Below are 17,275 nucleotides of genomic sequence, written 5' to 3' on the forward strand. Positions count from 1 at the left end.
TGTCCGGGCCATCTGGGCGCGGTCTTCTTGCGGGCGTGGGCCGGCGGACCGCCTTGCCGTTCAACTCATGACGACCGCCCGCCGAACTGCCAGTTGTGCACCTCGATGGCGGCGTACCGGTCCGGGGTCAAGATGGCGCGTGCCGTGTCCGGGTCCGATGCTCTGACCAGCGCCGCCGTGCCCAGCCAGGTCGCGCCGTCGTCGGACAGCAGCGGCCCGTACGCGATCAACTCGTCCTGGCCGGACGGCACTTCCAGATCGGCGGCCCGGCCCGTACCGAAGCCGAGCACCAGGTAGCGGTTGCCACCGGTCCGGCCACCGGGGAAGTCCCACATGGTGCGCCCCAGCGTGTTGCGCCACCGCCGCAGCAGCACGTCCCGGTACACCCCGGCCTGGTAGTTCGGCTCCTCGAAGGCGAACGCGCGGGCGGCGACGGCATCGGGCAGGTCGACGATGTGCACGCTGCCGGTGGCCGTGTCGCCGTCGAGGGTCGGGCCCCGGGCGATCATTTCCTGTGTATACCGGTCCATATAGGACCAGTGCTCTTCCCCTAGCTCGTCGCGCAGCGTCATCGAGCCGGGCCGGTCGCGGTGGTAGCAGAGGAACTCCATGCCCACAGTCTCCCGCCGTCGTGGACGCATTGGGTAAACGGGCGTTTCCCATGGCCAGAGAGGGGTTCCTGGGGCACGACCCTCCACTGCCGACACAGTGAGTAGTCGTCTGTTCACGTTCGGGCATGGATCGGGGGGTCACCAGTGACTCTCATCGCACCACTCGGTGCCATGACCCCCAGGCAGAAGGAGACCTGCATGTCCGCGCGACGTCTCGTGACAGGCCAGCCCCCCACCCGCACTCCGATCATGCTCGTACACCAGGTCTCGGGCACGTTCCTGCAGAGCCAGAACCAGAGCACCAACACGCTCAACGACGAGGTACAGAACGAGAACCACTGGCCCCTGCCCTCCGACAAGACCCCGCAGTGGCAGCTGTACCGGCTCGAACTGCGCGACGGCGGCAGCGTCTACCTGATCGAGCACCAGGTCAACGACCACTGCCTGACGCTGCGGCCGGGCAGCGGGGCCGGCAGCATCCCCACCCTGTCCCCCATCCTGACCAGCCGCGAAGGAAGGACCGGCAGCCCTCTGCAGCACTGGCGGTTCGTACCGGTGCCCGGCACCGACGCCACCTACTGGGGCATCGTGCCGCGTGACTACCCCGGCTACGCACTGGGCACCTACAACAACGCGGTCCTGGACGACCAATGGGTGGTGCCCACCCCCACCTGGGGCGGGCCGCCCACCCTGTTCCACGCCTGGTCGGCCATCCCCACCGACATCCCCGAAGACGACGACTTCGAAGACGACGCGCGGTTCGTCGACGAGGAAGCCGACAACCCTGACGCCGGGGTACCGATCCAGACCCGCCAGGCGATGTGACCCTGTCGGGAAGTCCGGGAACGAGGTGAACCGCCGCACCCTGGCGTGGTGATGATCGCCAGGGTGCGGCGGCCCGGTCGGCCGGTCGGGACCGCGCTGCCGCGACGCGGTCGGCGAACCGATGTTCCTGGACCTGTGCGAGATCGGTGGTGTCAGGTCTCGGTGATGGAGAAGGCGTTGCCGTCGAGGTCACGGAAGGCGAACATCGGTGGGACCCCGGGCCAGGTGAGGACCTCGTCGGTGTCGACGCCGGCGCCGGTGAGGGCGGCGTGCGCCGCCGCCGCGTCGTCGGTGGTGAACCGGATCATGATCGGGCCGCGGGTGACGTCCGTGGTGGCGTGGTCCAGGGTGACGATGACGCCGTCATCGCCGGCCGCGAGCTCGATCCACCGGCCGGTCGGGATCGGCTCGTCGCGCAGCACGGTGAAGCCGAGCGTGTCGACGTAGAACCGCAGCGCCTGGTCCTGGTCGGTGACGGGCACGCTCACGGTCCGGATGCCGGTGATGACCCTCGCCGGCGCCGTCATCGCGCGATCCGCTCGTCGAGGGTGACGGTGACGGTGTCACCGGCCTGCTTACCGATGCGGGCGCGGGTGCCGGCGGTGAACGCGAGCTTGTGCGTGCCGTCGCCGAGCGCCATGAACGAGCCCTGGAACGGCTCGCCGTCGACGCGGCCCCGGACCTTCACCAGGCCGCGGGTGCCGAAGAACTCGGCCGAGCCGGGCATCACGACATAGGTCCAGCCGCCCTTGCTCGGGCTCTTGCGCAGCGTCGCGGTGAACGTCGTGTCCAGTTTCACGCCGGACCTGGTGCCGGGCGTGGCGTGTCGTGCGGTCATGATGGGTCGCCTCCGTACATGAGCGAGCCGGGTGTGGTGAGTTGCGTACCGGTCTCCAGCCAGGTCTTGAGCCCGGACAGGATCATCGGCCAGCCGCCGTAGAGGTGCTCGTCGGCGTCGGCGGCGAGCCGGTCGTGCCGGACGACGAGCCGGCAGCTGTCGCCGACCTGCTCGATCTCCCAGGTCACCCGGCTGGTGCCCTGGGCGGCGACGTCGTCGTCCCAGATGGCGTGGTAGGTCTGCACGAGCCGCCGGGGCGGGTCGACCTCGATGTTCTCGCCCTCGATCAACCCGCCCGCCCGGTCGTGGGCGACCCGGTAGGCGGAGCCCGCGGCCCAGTCCGATTCGACGCGCGCGCCGAACTGGAACCGCGCCCGCGTCTCGGGATCCGTGATCGCCTGCCACAGCCGCTGCGGCGTGGTGCGAATGAAGATCTCGAACACCTTCTCCACGCGTGCCTCCAGATGTCGCTTCAGGCCGACGAGGCCGGCGGCCCACGTCTCGGTGTACTTGCTGACCCAGCGGTCGTGGACGAGCCGGATCGGCACGGGGTTCAGGAAGTGCAACTTCTCCCTGCCCCGCCGCTCCGACACGACCAGGCCGGCCTCCTCGAGGAGGCGAAGATGCTTGGCCACGGCGACCCTCGTCATCGCGAACCGGTTCGCCAACGCGTTCAGCGACTGCCCGTCCCGCCCGAACAGCTCGTCGAGCAGCTCCCGGCGCGTCGGATCCGCCAATGCCTTGAAGACCCGTTCCATGCCACCCAGCATAGGAAACCATTTGGTTTCATGTCAATCGAGCCAGGGCCCATGCCGTCGCCCGCCGCCGGGCTGAACACCGAAGACCCATCCGACGCCGCACACCTCAGCGGGGGCCGCCTCAAGAACTAACCGTCGGCGGGCCGCAGAGAACCCGCACTCCCGTCACCCTTGGTCCCGCCGGGCGCATCGGCGAGCCGTCGATGGTGCCGGACAAGGACCAGGACTGCGACGCAGGAAAACCCCGACGCCGTGACACACACCCACACCCGGCCGCCCGAGCCGGCGGCCACCTGACCCGCCAGGATGGCGACCAAGGTGGAACCGAAGATCACGCGAACGTCATAACGGACGAACATCCCCGTGATGGACGTCGCGACGCCGAGCGCGACGAACCAGATCACCGCAGTCAGCCCGGCCAGAACGCGCCAGTCCGCCGCCAGCCCGGCCAGCGGCGCAAGACCAACAGGGAGCACGACCACCGCCCGCCACCAAGCCGATCGGTTCCGAGCAGGCAAGGGAGGTCGCACGGTCGGAGCATACTGATTTCCGTTTGGTGCTGGATTCGACGGATTTACTAGAGTTCCGTCCGTGACCGATGAGCAGAGCGAGCGCGCGGCAGTGCACGGCGACGGATTCACGCACCAGGTCAGGGTCCGCTACAGCGACTGTGACATGCAGAGTGTGGTGTTCAATTCCAACTACTTCGTCTATTGCGACGACACCATGGACATGTGGCTCCAGGCAGCGCTGGGCGACGCCTACGACGGGCAGTTCGACTACATGGTGAAGAAGGCGTCGATCGAGTGGGACGCCCCGGCCAGGATGCGCGACGTCCTGGAGATGCGGCCCGAGGTGACCCGGTGGGGGCGGACCTCGTTCGACGTGACGATCCGCCTGTCGGTCGGTGACAGGGCCGTCGGTACGGCCCAATTCGTGTTCATCAGCGTCGAGCCGGGATCCGGCGAGTCGCCCGTGACGGTTCCGGTGCCGGAGAAGGTACGGGCCGCTCTGAGCTAGGCAGTGCTTCAAAGCGGCCTCAGCCACCGCGCGAGCGCGTTACCTGGCCGGAGAGGCAAAGCCGAAGGCGAGCCTCATCCGGGCAGATCGCGAAGCGATGCCGCGCTCGCACACAAGGCACGGTCACGGTGCGAGCCGCCAGGCGAGCCCCGTGGGCCGGGGCTTTGAAACGCGTCCTAGCCGTCGGGCGCATGGCGGCGCGGGGTGCGGTTGAGGATGAGGTCGGCCGCGCGGGCGAGGACCTCGGCCCGGGTGCGGCCTTCATGGCCGGCGGCCACGGCGTGGTGGCCGATCGCCACACAGAAGGCGATCAGGCTGCGGGCCTCGACCTCGTCGGGATCGGAGCAGAAGGTCCCGATCATCTCGCGCAGCAGGGCCATCCGCCGGTCGTCCACCTGCCGCAGGCGCTCGGCGACCGCCTCGTCGCGCCGGGCCCAGTCGCGGACCGCCAGGTCGATGGCCAGTAGCCGGTCGCTGGAGAAGGTCAGCATGCCCGCGCGGTGGATCTTGCTCTTGGGGTCGCCGCCCTCGTGCTCGACCCGGTCGATCACCTCGTCGACGCTCTCCCGCTCCCAGGCGTCCAGCAGCGCTTCCAGCAGCGCGTCCCGGTCGGCGAAATATCCGTAGAAGCCGCCCTTGGTGACACCGAGCCGCTTCGCCAGGGCCTCGACCCTGATGGCGTCCAGACCGCCGTCGGCCAGCGCCCGCAGCCCTTCCTCCACCCATCTGCCGCGCGGTGTGCGAGCAGCGCCCACGATGTGTTCCACCTCACCCGTCGCTTGGATATACGCCACCGTATATCCGGTCTAGCCTCGTCTTATACGCAAGCGTACAACGTGGCCGGCAGGTCACGTCCCGGCGCAGGAGAGGCGGCAGCGGCCATGAGACTTCCCCGTACGGCCCATACCGATCGGCCGTGGCGGATCCACGAGTTCGCCCGTGACTTCCGGGTCGAGGACGTGTGGTCGTTCCGCACCCCCGGCGCCGGACCGGACGACTTCCCGGAGATGCTCGCCGCGATGCGGACGGGCGGCTCGTTCGCCAAGCAGCCCCCTCCGGTCCGGTTCCTGTTCGCGGTGCGCTGGAAGCTCGGCGCCCTGCTCGGATGGGACGATCCCGACAAGGGCCTCGGGACGCGGGTCACGTCGCTGCGCGACCGCCTGCCGCACGATCTCAGCGAGACGGCGGACGACTCCGGCTCCGGCGGCACCCCGTTCAGCTCCGTGTACGAGCTGGGCGACGAGTCCGTACGCGAACTGGCGAACAAGACCGTCCACACCCTCATGCACCTGGGATGGGTGCCGGGCGCCGACGGCGACCACGAACTGCGAATGGCGGTCCTGGTCAAGTACAACGGCCGGTTCGGGCGGTTCTACATGGGCCTCATCGCACCGTTCCGCTACCTGATCGTCTACCCGGCGCTGACCCGCCAGTGGGAACGCGCCTGGCGGGACCACGGGCGACCGGTTCCCAAGGCCGCCGGCCCTCGATCGTGACCGCCGGTTAGATGGGAACACCGAGTTCGTAGGCGCGGCGCGCATTGCCTGAGGCGATGAGGCCTGCGATGCGTGAGGCGTCCGCCTGGGTCCATGCCCCATCGTGGATGCCCTCGTCCAGTACGTGTGCCAGGCCTCTCCGGAAGAACAGGGCGCCGAGGTAGTAGAGCTCCGGGAGGGCGTACGCGTCCGACGCGTACAGGACCTTCCCGAACGGGGCCAGTTCCAGGAGTTCGGCCAGGAGGACCGGTGCGCGATGGGCGACGTTGTGCGTGGCCAGGCTGACGTCCACGAAAACGTTCTGGAAGACCTGGGCCAGGTAGCCCGCGTGCCGGTGGTACGGGTAGTTGTGCAGGAGCATGACGGGCGTGCCGGTCGGCTCCAGTTCCCGTAGGAGCGGGGTCAGCAGGAGCGGGTCGGCCTTGTGCATGTCGACATCGGAATCGCCGTATCCCACGTGGAACTGGATCGGCAGGCCGTAGTCGGCGGCGCACCACACCAGGAAGCGGTGCATCGTCTCATCCGAGACGCGCGGGAGACCGCTGCCACCCGCGAGAGCGCGCTCGCCCTCGCGGTGCAGGCGTTCCGCCGCCGCCCTGATCTCGGACGCCGAGGGCCGTTCGCCGGACAGGTGCAGGCCCGCGCGGTAGGCGGCGATGGACTTGAACCCCACCGCGTCCCCGGCGCACGTGTCCAGGCGGGCGCGGATCTCGTGCGCGAACGCGGAGACGCCCACACCTTCGGCGACCACCTTCTCGGCGAGGTCTTCCAGCCGTACGACCTGATGCCCCCTTGCCCCGGCCAGGTTTCCCAACTCGGCGGGCTCAAGGAGCGGTTCGGGAGTGAAACCGGTGTCGACGCAGAGGTCGGACAGGCCGGCGCCACTGAGAAAGCGTCGGCTCACCTCCGTCGCACCGAGGTCGGCGCGGCGCGCCGCGTAGTCGTCTGGAGAGGCGTGGGGCTCCAGGTCCAGTACGGGAGCGCACCAGCGCCGCACCGCGAAGCCGATCCGGGTGTCGAACAGGCTCCCTCCCAAGGGGCCGAGGCTCGACGTCTCCGTGAGCTTGCCCTCCAGGCCCTCCCTGTCGAGTTCCCGTACGAGCACTCCATGGCAGTGATGGTCGACCAGCCGCAGCGACTCTATTTCCTCAAGCATGCGCTCCCCTACGTGCAACGGCACTGCCCACTTCCTACGATGCCGGTACCGCACCTCCGCCGCCGTAACCCTCCGGTTGGGAGCGTTCACCGTGAAGAAGATGGTCCAAGGCCTCGACAAGAGCGAGCGCGCGCGGCGCCGCCAGGCCGCCGCTTCGCTTGTCGCCGCCCCTCCGGCCGTGGACCTCACCGCGGTGGCGCTGACGTGGGTGGACACCAGCGGCATCACCAGGACCAAGGCCGTGCCGTTCAAGCGGCTGGAGGAGGCGGCGGAGTGGGGCGTCGGCATGTCGCCGGTCTTCGACGCCTTCCTGGTGGACGATTCCATCGTCTCCGGCCGCTACGCGGGCGGGCCCATCGGCGACCTGCGGCTGCACCCGGATCTCGAACGCCTCGTACCGCTGGCCGCCATGCCCGGCTGGGCGTGGGCTCCCGCCGAACGGTTCACGCAGGAGGGGACGGAACACTCGCTCGACGCCCGGTGGCTGCTGAGCCGGGAGGTGGCCCGGCTGGCGGCCAGGGACTTGCAGGTACTCACCGCGTTCGAGGTCGAATGGGCGGTCTCCAAGGGGGACGGCGAGGACTTCGTCCCGGCTTGCACTGGGCCCGCCTACGGAATGACACGCATCGCCGAACTGTCCGACTACCTGCGCGACGTGATGCGCGCGCTTGAGGGAAGTCGCGTTTCCGTTGTGCAGATCCACCCGGAGTACGCGGCGGGCCAGTACGAGCTGTCGGTGGCCCATGAGGACCCGGTGGGCGCCGCCGACACCCTGGTGTTGGTCAGGGAGACGATCCGGGCGGTGTCCTTCCGCTACGGGCTGTCGGCGTCCTTCTCCCCCAAGGTCCTGGCCGATTCCGTGGGGAACGGCACGCACGTACATCTGAGCCTGTGGCACCGGGACTCGCCCGAGAAGCGGTCCAACCTGATGGCGGGTGGGGACGGCCCGTGCGGGATGACGGGACAGGGCGAGGCGTTCACTGCCGGCATCCTGGAGCATCTCCCGGCGCTGCTGGCGGTAGGGGCGCCGTCCGTGGCCAGCTATATGCGCCTGATCCCGTCCCATTGGGCGGGTGCGTTCGCCTGCTGGGGGCTGGAGAACCGGGAGGCCGCCCTGCGTTTCGTCCAGGGTCCGCTAGGGCGGCGCGACCAGGCCGCCAATCTGGAGGTGAAGTGCTTCGACGGTGCCGCCAATCCCTACCTCGCCCTCGCCGCGCTACTGGCGGCGGGGCACGCGGGGCTTGAGGCCGGGACCGTACTGCCCGACCCGGTGAACGACGTCGATCCGGCCATGCTGGACGCGGACGAGCGGGAAGCACGCGGGATCCGCGCGCTGCCCGCCTCCTTGGAGGAGTCGGTCGCCGCCTTCGAGGCCGACGCGGTGTTGCGCGAGGCGTTCGGCGAGGCCGTCATCGACACCGTGGCGGTCGTACGGCGCGGCGAGATCGCGCTGTTCGCCGGCGCCACGCCTGAACGGATCGCCGCCGCCGTCCGCCGGCGCCACTGACACCGGCGGAACGGCGACGCGCGATCCCGTTCAGAACCTCGATCCCGTTCAGAACGTGACGAGCGGGTCGCCGATGAAGTCGGCGACGAAGTTGACGAAGAAGAAGCCGAAGAACAGGAAGTTCAGCAGCAGGATGATGTGGTGCCACAGCCGTGGCCGGGCCGGGCGCGGCAGCTTGGTGTTCAGGTACATCAGCATGAACGGGAAGATCAGCGCGCCCAGGTTGGACATGTTCGCCGACCACTCCACCAGGCTGACCGGCACCGCCAGGTGCAGGACGACCGAGATGACCACCAGCAGGACCAGCATGAACGGGTAGTAGAACCGCCGCGGGTCGCCCTCCATCAGGGCCCGCAGCCGCGGGCTGGTCGCGTGCGCGGCGTCGGTGGTGACCCGGACCATCGCCTCGAAGATGCCGAGCTGGGTGGTGAACAGGATCAGCACGCCCAGCACCAGCGCGGCGTAGAAGAGCCAGCGGCCGTACTCCTGGTCGAGGGCGCTGGCCACGAAGGTCGGCACGTTGCTCTTCTCGGGCTTGGTGCCGGTCAGCTCGACCGCGCGGGCCATCAGGATCGTCGGCAGCAGCATGCCGATCATCGCGCCGACGAAGAAGATGCCCCACATGTCGGTGAGCAGCAGCCGGTACCAGCGCTTCCAGAGCGCCTGGTTCTTCGGGTCGTCGGGGAACGTCACCCCGCTGGGGAGCACCTTGACGCGCTCCCCGCGCATGCCCGAGATGAAGCCGGCCCGGTGGCCCATGCCGTAGCCCTTGTCCCGGTAGTGCCCCATCACGTACCAGTTGAGGCCGGACGCGAGCGCGGTGAAGCCGGCCAGGCCGCCCAGTTGCGTGGCGGTGATGCCCTTCGGCGGGGCGGCGGGCGTGACGAAGCCCTTGATGCCCTCCCACCACAGCCCGAACGGCACCACGAACAGGCACAGCAGCAGGAGCCCGATCAGGATCGTGCCGATCATCAGCCAGTTGGCCAGTTCCAGCGCGCGCGAGACGCGGCGCGCGGCGGCGGTGATGGCGAAGACCACGAGCAGCAGGACGATCGCCCAGATCCGGGGCTCCTCGGCGCCCTTGGCCGGGATCTCGCCGTGGACCAGCGCGTACACCCCCTGCCCGGCGGAGGCGGCCCAGCCGCCCGCGATGAACGCGAAGATGACGATGAACACCGACAGCGGCACCCACAGGAACCAGCCCGGCGGTACCCGGCCCCAGCCGACGACCGGTACCTCGCCGGTGGCCAGCACGTACCGCGAGCACTCGATGTTGTAGAGCGTCTGCAGTACGGCCGATATGACGATGACCCAGCCGACGCCCTCGAAGCCGAACTGGCCGACCGCCTGGGGACCGAGCAGCCATTCACCGCTGCCGATGGAGATGCCGAGCGCGATGAGGCTCGGGCCGAGCGCGTACACGAACAGCTCGCGTGGACCGATCCGGCGTACGCCGAAGACCTCCTCAGGAGTGGGCAGGTCGGTGATCGGCAGATCGGGGCGGCTGACCCCGATCTTGTGCATCATGGTGGCGGAGGGCTCGGGTGATTGGTCGGGGGTGGGACCGGCCATGGGACGCCTCCCGTTGAAAGGGCCCCCGACTTCCTCGGCTGACTGCATGATCCGTCAGGGAGACGTTCGCGGCAAGACCCCGAAAGCGCCGATTCTCACCCCTGTCCGCCGGACTTCGATGTAATGGCCATAACTAGGATGTCAGTGACAGGAGGGAGCGCCGGGACCATGCAGATCACCGGATACAAGAGTCACGGCGTGGCCGCGGCGGTGGCGCTGGTGAACGCCGTCACCAGCGAGGGCGGGGACGACTCGGACGACGCGCTCCGCACGCTGCTGCGCGAGTGCGGCTTCTTCTGGCACCAGTTCGAGCCGGATCAGGCCGCGGCGTTCCGGGAGTGGGGCGGTACGCTCCGGCCGTTCTTCGAGGCGACCGATCTGGAGACGGCGGTGAGCCTCCTCAACGAACTGCTGCTGCGCATCCCCATGCATCCGCACCTGGCCGACCACGACGACCCGGTGGGCCTGCACATGCACTACGCACCGCCGTCGGCGGACCTGGCGCACCGTTTCCGTGCGACGACGCTGATGAACCTGTCGGAGCTGGTCTGCCGGCATGGCCTGAGCCGTACGGGAGTGTGCGCGGCCGAGGACTGCGACCGCGTCTACGCCGACACCTCGCGCGCGGGACGGCGGCGCTTCTGCTCGGAGGCATGCGCCAACCGCACCAACGTCGCCGCCTTCCGCGCCCGCCAGCGGGACGCGCCCTAGCCGACGCCCTTGGGCCTTGCCCTGGTGGCGTCCTAGGCGGCGTCCTCGTGGTCGTGGGCCGTCTTGGAAGCCGCACCGTCGTCAGGTAGTGCGGGACCGCGTAGCGGGATCTGGTCCGCCCGTCCTGGGGCGATGCCCTCCAGCTTCCCTGCCGCGGCGGCGCGGGCGAGGTCGACCATCGAGAAGTAGGCGGTACGGATCTGGAAGTTCTGCCGCTCAGGCGGCAGATCGCTCAGCTCCACGAGGACCGATGCGGCCCCGCGCAGTCCGTAGGCGTTGCGCGCGATTCCCTCGTACGTGCCACCCGGGTACTGGGACACGACCGCGCCGGCCTTGGTGAACGCGTCGTGCACGCGTACCCCGACTTGCTTGGAGCTCTTGAGCGCATCGGCGGGTACGCCCGGGTTGGACGGCCAGTAGACGGATGTGGTGATCTCCCTGCCGTCCGGTGACGGGAAGGCGTAGCGACCCTGCATGTGGTAATCGACCATGATGGACGGGCGGAACGCGGCGAACCGGCGCTGGATCGCGGCCGCCTCAGGGACGGGGTTGTCCTCGGGGCTCATGGCGGGGTCGTGGTAGCGGTTCATGTCGTAGCCCTTACCGGGCTCCCCGTACTCCGGGTCGGCGGTGGGGTCGTAGTTGTAGCGCCACTGGAGTTGGTGGCCGTCCGGGTTGGCGCGTACGACGATGCCCAGGGTGACCTTGGAACGCAGGGCGCGGGAGGCCCGGTCGTTCTTCAGGCCCAGGGTACGCAGGGCGAGCAGGGCCGATTCGGTGCCCAGGGGCTCATCACCGTGCTGCTGTGTCACGTACATCAGCCGCTTGGGCCCGGTGCCGAGCGTGGCGAACCAGACCGGCCGCCCTTGGTTGCTGGTTCCGATGCTACGCACGCGCACCTTGCCGTGGCTGGCGCGTTCGATGTGCTTGAGCGCGCGCGCCAGCTCGGCGTTGGTGTGCAGCCGTGCACCCTCATGCTGACCGGCGCCTTGCTGCAGGGCGGCTTGTTGTGCGACCGCCTGTTGTACGGCGGCCGGAGCAGGGGCTGCACTGACCGGGCCGGTGAGCGCGCCGGCGGACAGCGCGAGGGTGGAGAGGCCCGCGACGAGGGAGCGCCCCGTACGGGCGGGAACTGAACGCACGACGGGCCGCCTAACGGAAGGTGGGCTTGAGGATGTCGATGCCACGGCTGTGGTCGGCCACGTAGATGTGGTCACCGTGGTAGTAGGCCGCCCATGCCCGCGCGTCGTCGGGCCGGAAGTAGGCGATCTGGCGCGGGTCGGTGGGGTCGCGTACGTCGATGAACCGGGTGCCCTGCGTGTAGTACGACTGCGCGAGGATCCCGTTCTTGATGTCGAAGTAGTGGGCCGAGCAGTCGTCCGTGTCGCTCCGGCTGCCTTCCTGACCCGCCACGCTCCATGTGCCCAGCGTGCGCAACCGGAACGGCTTCTCAGGCGTGGAACGCCAGCCCTGGCCGCCGTACGAGCCCTTGAGCGAGGAGATGACCAGCAGGCCGTCGTTGGCGCATCCCTCGTTGAAGGTCTCTTCGGTGACGATGAGCGTCTGGCCGTTGCCCCACTTGCGGGGGTCGGGCCCCTGGTCGCGGGTGCGGCCCACGGCCCGGTAGCTGTTGTGCATGAACGAGGAGTTGGTGGTGGCCTCGTCGATGCCGCCCCCGGCGTAGGGCACGGGATCCCATGCCGTCGCCACACGGTGCCGCTTCTGAACGGGGTCGTAGTGACGTCCGGTGGTGTGGTAGCCGCGTACACCACCGCGCCCGGACGCCCAGGCCACTCCGCTCGAGTCGACCTGGATGTCATGGGTGTAGTCGGTCTTGCCGTCGTTGCGGCCGGTGTCGATGGGCTCCTGGAAGACCTTCGGCTTGCGCGGGTCGCGCACGTCGGTGACCCATACGGGACGGCCGCCCCAGTCCGCCGGCATCCAGTCCGCCTTGGCGGGACCACCCGTCCACAGGTAACGGCAGTCGTTGATGCACGAGGTCGTATGCCCGGCCGGGATGACCTGGTAGGCGAGTTGCTTGAGGCTCTCGGGCTTGGACACGTCGACGACGTACACGCCCGACTCACCGGTGTCGGTGGTGCCGCCGAAGGCCCGCGGGTCGCGCGACAGGTAAATGATCTTCCGCTTGTGGTCGGCCTCGGTGTCCTCGCCCTGCCAGTAGCCGGGCAGGTCGAAGGAGCCCACCGGCTTGGGGCTGCGCGGATCGGCGGTGATGTCGTACCCCTTGAGGCCGAACCGCCCGCTCACGTACATGATGGTGCGCTTGTGGCGCCCCTTGCCGTAGTCCATGAAGACCAGCGAGGTGGACTCCTTGGCGTCGGGCACGTTCCCCACCTGCCGGACGCCCTTGACCGCGTCGGACACCTGGGCGGAGGTCTTGCCCGCGTCGCGGTTGACGTGGCCGCCGTGCGCCCCGCCGTCCCGGCCCTCCCCCTGAGCCTGGGCGACGCCGTTCACCCGCGTGCGCTGGTTTCCGGGCTCGGGAGGGCACGCCCACGCCGTCCCGGCCGCCGCCACCACCCCCGCCGACGCGATCGCGACCGTACCGAACAGGAACCGCCGGGGCTGGCTGCTCAGGGTCGTCCTGCGGGAGAACGTCATGCGCGGGAACATCGCGTGCCTCCACGTTGAGCGGATGTCGCCGAGCCAAGTGTGAACGGCGGGATAATCGTGATCAATGGGCGATGAGTCACAAAACAACCGGGGTCTCGCTGTGAGCAGACGCCGCCGTACCAGGTGAGAGCGTTGCGGTGCGCCCGGACCGGCCGGTGCCCTTCCGGATCCGGACGGCGGTGCCCTACGCTCACGGCGTCGGCCGAAGCAGGCGTCGGGAGGGGTCTTGAAGAGCGTCACGCGGACCGCCGCCCTGGTCACCGGGGCCGTGGCGATGCTCGTGGCGCCCCTCGCGGCCATGAAGGCGATGCAGGATCCGGGCGATCCGCGGCTGACCGTCGGTGCCGCGCCGGCCGCCACGCTCGTGCCCGGCGACGTCCGGGACGCGACCGGCCGGATGATCGCCGGTGCCGTCTGGACCGGCCTGGTGTCCTACGATCCCCGGACCGGCTCCCCCGTCATGGCCTCCGCCGAGTCCGTCACGTCCGAGGACCGGCGCGTATGGACGGTACGACTGCGCCCAGGGGGGCGCTTCCATGACGGCACTTCCGTGACCGCACGCTCGTTCACGGACGCTTGGACGGCGGTACTGCGCGAAGGCTGGCACGGTGCCGCGATGTTCGCCGACGTCGCCCGTGTGAAGGGCGCCGCCGTACGCGCGGACGGCGTCGAGGGCCTCAAGGTGACGGACGACCGTACGTTCGAGGTCACCTTGGACCGTCCGCTCAACGGCTTCCCGTCCCTGCTGGGCGACCCCGCGTTCCTGCCGATGCCCGAAAGCGTGCTCCGATCGCGGGATTGGGCGTCGTACGGACGTCGCCCCATAGGGAACGGACCGCTCCGGGTGGCCGCGCACGGCCCCAAGGAGACCGTCCTGGAAAGGCCCGGCAGCGGCCCCGGCGCCCGTAGCATCGCGGTGAAGGCCATGCCTGACGCGGCGAAACAGTACGCCGCCGTGGAACTGGAAGACCTGGACGTGGCGACGGCCGTCCCGCCCGGCCGGCACGAGACGATGGACAGCGAGTTCCGCGACCGGCACCTCACCGTGGCCGGGCGGACGATGACCCACCTGGCGTTCCCGTCCTGGGAGGAACGCTTCACGCCCGCCGTCCGGCAGGCCCTGTCCATGGCCATCGACCGCAACGCGATCGCCGAAGGCGCCCTGGGCCATCAGGCGACCCCGGCCAATTCCCTGGTGCCGCCCGGGGTCCGGTTCGGCCGCCGCGAGGGCCCGTGCCGCCTGTGCCTGCACGACGCCCGCGCCGCGACCTCCGCCCTGGACGACGCGGGCGGTTTCAAGGGAACGCTCACCCTGTGGCATGCCAAGGCCGATTCCGCTTGGGTGGAGGCCCTGGCGGACCAGCTGCGCAAGGTGCTGACCCTCGACGTACAGCCGCAGCCGGTAACCCCCGCCGAACTCCAGGCGGCCTTGGACGAACGCAGGGTGGACGGCCCGTTCGTAATGCACACCACCGCTGCGTACCCCGTCCCGGTGGCGGCCCTACGTCCCCTCCTAGAAGCGCGTACCGGATACGAGGACGACTACGTCTCCGGACTGCTCACCCAAGCCGAAAGCGCCCCGACACCGGAAACCGGCGTGACCCCGGCGCGCCTGGCCGAGTCGGCCCTGCTGCGCGACATGGCGGCGATGCCTCTGTGGTCGGGGCACGACCACTACGTCTGGTCCGAACGCCTAAGCGGCCTGACCTCCGCCCCCTTCACCGGCCTCCGCCTGGACCGGCTGGCCCTCAAGGGCTGACTCCAGCCGGTGCGACAGCGCGGTATGCCGCCGCCCGGCTCCAGCGGTCCGTACGGCGGCGGCCAGCGCACGGCGTGACCCGACCAGGACGACGAGCTTCTTGGCCCGTGTGAGCGCCGTGTAGAGCAGGTTGCGGCGCAGCATCATCCACGAGCTCGTGGTGAGCGGGATGACCACGGCCGGATACTCGCTGCCCTGCGAGCGGTGGATCGTGATGGCGTACGCGTGCGTGAGCTCGTCCAGCTCGTCGAACGCGTAGTCGATGGTCTCGTCCTCGTCGGTCCGCACCGTCAGGGAGTGCTCCTCCAAGGAAACCGACGTCACGACCCCCACGGTGCCGTTGAAAACGCCCGCCTCGCCCTTGTCGTAGTTGTTGCGGAGCTGGGTGACCTTGTCGCCCACGCGGAAGACACGGCCGCCGTACCGCCGTTCAGGGCGGCCCTCCAGATGTGGCGTGAGCGCCTCTTGCAGTAGCCCGTTCAAGGCACCGGCCCCGGCGGGCCCCCGGTGCATCGGCGTCAGCACCTGGACGTCGCGGCGCGGATCGATGCCGAACTTGCGCGGAATGCGTTCGGCGACCACGTCCACCGTCAATTCCGCCGTGGGCTCCGGCTCGTCGCACGGGAACAGGAAGAAATCGGGATAGCCCTTGGTATGCGGGTGCTCACCGGAATTGACGCGGTGCGCGTTCACCACGATGCCAGACTCCTGCGCCTGCCGGAAGATCCTCGTCAGCCGGACCCGGGGGACCGCCCCGGCCGCCAGCAGATCGGCCAGCACCTCCCCCGCCCCGACCGAGGGCAGCTGGTCGACATCGCCCACCAGCAGCAGGTGCGCACCGCGCGGCACCGCCTTGACCAGCTTGTTCGCCAGGACGAGATCGACCATCGAGCTTTCGTCGACCACCACCAGATCGGCGTCCAGCGGCTGGTCGAGATCGAACGTGGCGTCCCCGCCCGGCTGCAACTGCAGCAGCCGGTGCACGGTCGCGGCCTCGTGCCCGGTCAGCTCCGCCAGCCGCTTGGCCGCCCGCCCGGTGGGCGCCACCAGCACGATCCTGGCCTTCTTCGCCGCGGCCAGCGCCACGATGGACCGGACGGTGAAGCTCTTGCCGCAGCCGGGCCCGCCGGTCAGCACCGCCACCTTGGAGGTCAGGGCCAGCCTGACCGCCTCCTCCTGCTCGGGAGCCAGATCGGTGCCGGTCCTTTCGCGCAGCCACCCCAGGGCCTTGTCCCAGTCGACATCGGCGAACGCCTTCAGCCGGTCGTGGCCCGCTTGCAAAAGGTCGCGCAGCCCATAGGCGAGCGAACGTTCCGCCCTATGGAAGGGCACCAGGTAAATGGCCGGAACGGTAACGCCCTCACCACCGGGAACCGCCTCCCTGACGACACCCTCCTCCCGTACGAGCTCTTCCAGCGCCGGACCGATCAGCTCCCGGCCGACCTCCAGGATCTTCTCCGCCGCCGTGACGAGATTGGGCTCGGGCAGGAAACAGTGCCCATCATCGGCGGCCTCCGACAACGTGTACTGCAACCCCGCCTTGATGCGTTCCGGGCTGTCATGCGGGATGCCGACGGCCTGCGCGATGGTGTCGGCCGTCTTGAAGCCGATCCCCCACACATCGGCGGCCAGGCGGTACGGCTCGCGCCGTACGGTGTCGACCGACGCGTCCCCGTAGTGCTTGTAGATCCGTACGGCCAGGGACGTCGAGACACCGACCCCCTGCAGGAAGACCATCACCTCCTTGATGGCCTTCTGCTCCTCCCAGGCGTCCCCGATCCGCTTGGTGCGCTTGGGCCCGAGCCCCTGCACCTCGACCAGCCGCCCCGGCTCCTCCTCGATGATCCGCAGGATGTCCGTACCGAAGTGGGACACCATCCGGTCGGCCATCACCGGCCCGATCCCCTTGATCATCCCGGATCCGAGGTACCGGCGGATGCCCTGCACCGTGGCCGGCAGCACGGTCGTGTAGGACTCCACCTCGAACTGGCGCCCGTACTTGGCATGCGACCGCCACCGCCCGGTCAGCCGCAGGCTCTCGCCCACTTGGGCCCCGAGCAGCGCCCCCACCACCGTCAGCAGATCGGGACCGGTCCGGTCCGTCGCCACCCTCGCGACGGTGTAGCCGGTGTCCTCGTTCGCATAGGTGACCCGCTCGAGGACCGCCTCCAGCACGACCGGGCCAGGCCCCGTCACAGGCATCGCCGTTCCATGCCGAGCGATTGTACGCACGCCGTCCGACACGTCCCGATCGACCTGTGAGCGCCCCCGCCGCGAGGTTATCCACAATTCCGCGACCCCCTGGTGGCGCCTTCTCCCGCCGTCCGAGCATGGCTGACATCGGATTCCAGAAAGGGGAACGACATGCACGGCGCGGCACCCGGCATC

17 protein-coding genes are annotated in these 17,275 nt (G+C 69.5%); 6 read left to right on the forward strand and 11 right to left on the reverse strand.

From position 1 onward, the window contains the following. Positions 1-65: 65 nt before the first annotated feature. Positions 66-611 (reverse strand): YciI family protein, encoded by a 546-nt coding sequence (locus ACH34Q_RS19950; protein ID WP_395984478.1) that lies wholly within the window; start codon positions 609-611, stop codon positions 66-68. 198 nt (positions 612-809) lie between these two features. Here ACH34Q_RS19950 and ACH34Q_RS19955 point away from each other — a divergent pair, with 198 nt between their 5' ends. Beyond that, complete coding sequence (locus tag ACH34Q_RS19955; RefSeq protein ID WP_395984479.1) at positions 810-1,436, forward strand: hypothetical protein; 627 nt, start codon at positions 810-812, stop codon at positions 1,434-1,436. 152 nt (positions 1,437-1,588) lie between these two features. Here ACH34Q_RS19955 and ACH34Q_RS19960 read toward each other — a convergent pair whose 3' ends face one another. The 4 genes from ACH34Q_RS19960 to ACH34Q_RS19975 form a co-directional block, all read right to left on the reverse strand. Then, on the reverse strand, positions 1,589-1,963 hold the full coding sequence (locus ACH34Q_RS19960) for a VOC family protein (RefSeq protein ID WP_395984480.1): 375 nt from the start codon (positions 1,961-1,963) through the stop codon (positions 1,589-1,591). Continuing rightward, a complete protein-coding gene (locus ACH34Q_RS19965; protein WP_395984481.1) occupies positions 1,960-2,274 on the reverse strand; it encodes a DUF1905 domain-containing protein in 315 nt (104 codons plus the stop codon). Before ACH34Q_RS19965 ends, ACH34Q_RS19960 begins: the two co-directional genes overlap by 4 nt. Then, entirely contained in the window at positions 2,271-3,032 is a 762-nt protein-coding gene (locus tag ACH34Q_RS19970; protein ID WP_395984482.1) for an ArsR/SmtB family transcription factor, read from the reverse strand. Before ACH34Q_RS19970 ends, ACH34Q_RS19965 begins: the two co-directional genes overlap by 4 nt. A 128-nt stretch (positions 3,033-3,160) precedes the next feature. Next, on the reverse strand, positions 3,161-3,514 hold the full coding sequence (locus ACH34Q_RS19975) for a hypothetical protein (RefSeq protein WP_395984483.1): 354 nt from the start codon (positions 3,512-3,514) through the stop codon (positions 3,161-3,163). A 109-nt stretch (positions 3,515-3,623) separates the two neighbouring features. On the opposite strand from ACH34Q_RS19975, the gene ACH34Q_RS19980 reads away from it, so the two are divergent. Continuing rightward, a complete protein-coding gene (locus tag ACH34Q_RS19980; protein ID WP_395984484.1) occupies positions 3,624-4,052 on the forward strand; it encodes an acyl-CoA thioesterase in 429 nt (142 codons plus the stop codon). Positions 4,053-4,228: 176 nt separating this feature from the next. Here ACH34Q_RS19980 and ACH34Q_RS19985 read toward each other — a convergent pair whose 3' ends face one another. Continuing rightward, positions 4,229-4,807 carry a TetR/AcrR family transcriptional regulator gene (locus tag ACH34Q_RS19985; protein ID WP_395984485.1) on the reverse strand — a complete coding sequence of 193 codons (579 nt, stop codon included), beginning with the start codon at positions 4,805-4,807 and terminating at the stop codon, positions 4,229-4,231. A gap of 126 nt (positions 4,808-4,933) precedes the next feature. Here ACH34Q_RS19985 and ACH34Q_RS19990 point away from each other — a divergent pair, with 126 nt between their 5' ends. Further along, entirely contained in the window at positions 4,934-5,548 is a 615-nt protein-coding gene (locus ACH34Q_RS19990) for a DUF2867 domain-containing protein (RefSeq protein WP_395984486.1), read from the forward strand. Positions 5,549-5,555: 7 nt separating this feature from the next. Here ACH34Q_RS19990 and ACH34Q_RS19995 read toward each other — a convergent pair whose 3' ends face one another. Beyond that, positions 5,556-6,704: an amidohydrolase family protein gene (locus ACH34Q_RS19995; protein ID WP_395984487.1), complete on the reverse strand. Its 1,149-nt coding sequence runs from the start codon at positions 6,702-6,704 to the stop codon at positions 5,556-5,558. 100 nt (positions 6,705-6,804) lie between these two features. Between ACH34Q_RS19995 and ACH34Q_RS20000 the strand changes: the two genes are divergently transcribed. Next, positions 6,805-8,211, forward strand: coding sequence for a hypothetical protein (locus ACH34Q_RS20000; RefSeq protein ID WP_395984530.1), 1,407 nt, complete (start codon positions 6,805-6,807; stop codon positions 8,209-8,211). Positions 8,212-8,259: 48 nt separating this feature from the next. Here ACH34Q_RS20000 and ACH34Q_RS20005 read toward each other — a convergent pair whose 3' ends face one another. Beyond that, positions 8,260-9,783 carry an Nramp family divalent metal transporter gene (locus ACH34Q_RS20005; RefSeq protein ID WP_395984488.1) on the reverse strand — a complete coding sequence of 508 codons (1,524 nt, stop codon included), beginning with the start codon at positions 9,781-9,783 and terminating at the stop codon, positions 8,260-8,262. A 168-nt stretch (positions 9,784-9,951) separates the two neighbouring features. Between ACH34Q_RS20005 and ACH34Q_RS20010 the strand changes: the two genes are divergently transcribed. Then, positions 9,952-10,494: a CGNR zinc finger domain-containing protein gene (locus ACH34Q_RS20010; protein WP_395984489.1), complete on the forward strand. Its 543-nt coding sequence runs from the start codon at positions 9,952-9,954 to the stop codon at positions 10,492-10,494. A gap of 32 nt (positions 10,495-10,526) precedes the next feature. Here ACH34Q_RS20010 and ACH34Q_RS20015 read toward each other — a convergent pair whose 3' ends face one another. Continuing rightward, positions 10,527-11,636, reverse strand: coding sequence for a M14 family zinc carboxypeptidase (locus tag ACH34Q_RS20015; protein WP_395984490.1), 1,110 nt, complete (start codon positions 11,634-11,636; stop codon positions 10,527-10,529). Between the two features lie 10 nt (positions 11,637-11,646). Then, on the reverse strand, positions 11,647-13,128 hold the full coding sequence (locus tag ACH34Q_RS20020; RefSeq protein WP_395984491.1) for an LVIVD repeat-containing protein: 1,482 nt from the start codon (positions 13,126-13,128) through the stop codon (positions 11,647-11,649). A 226-nt stretch (positions 13,129-13,354) separates the two neighbouring features. Here ACH34Q_RS20020 and ACH34Q_RS20025 point away from each other — a divergent pair, with 226 nt between their 5' ends. Next, positions 13,355-14,887 (forward strand): ABC transporter substrate-binding protein, encoded by a 1,533-nt coding sequence (locus tag ACH34Q_RS20025; RefSeq protein WP_395984492.1) that lies wholly within the window; start codon positions 13,355-13,357, stop codon positions 14,885-14,887. Here the strand turns inward: ACH34Q_RS20025 and ACH34Q_RS20030 are convergent. Beyond that, complete coding sequence (locus tag ACH34Q_RS20030; RefSeq protein WP_395984493.1) at positions 14,822-17,089, reverse strand: ATP-dependent RecD-like DNA helicase; 2,268 nt, start codon at positions 17,087-17,089, stop codon at positions 14,822-14,824. The two genes, ACH34Q_RS20025 and ACH34Q_RS20030, sit on opposite strands and share 66 nt — an antisense overlap. Positions 17,090-17,275: the final 186 nt, after the last annotated feature.

The organism is Actinomadura sp. 9N407 (assembly GCF_044326315.1).
Taxonomy (GTDB): domain Bacteria; phylum Actinomycetota; class Actinomycetes; order Streptosporangiales; family Streptosporangiaceae; genus Spirillospora.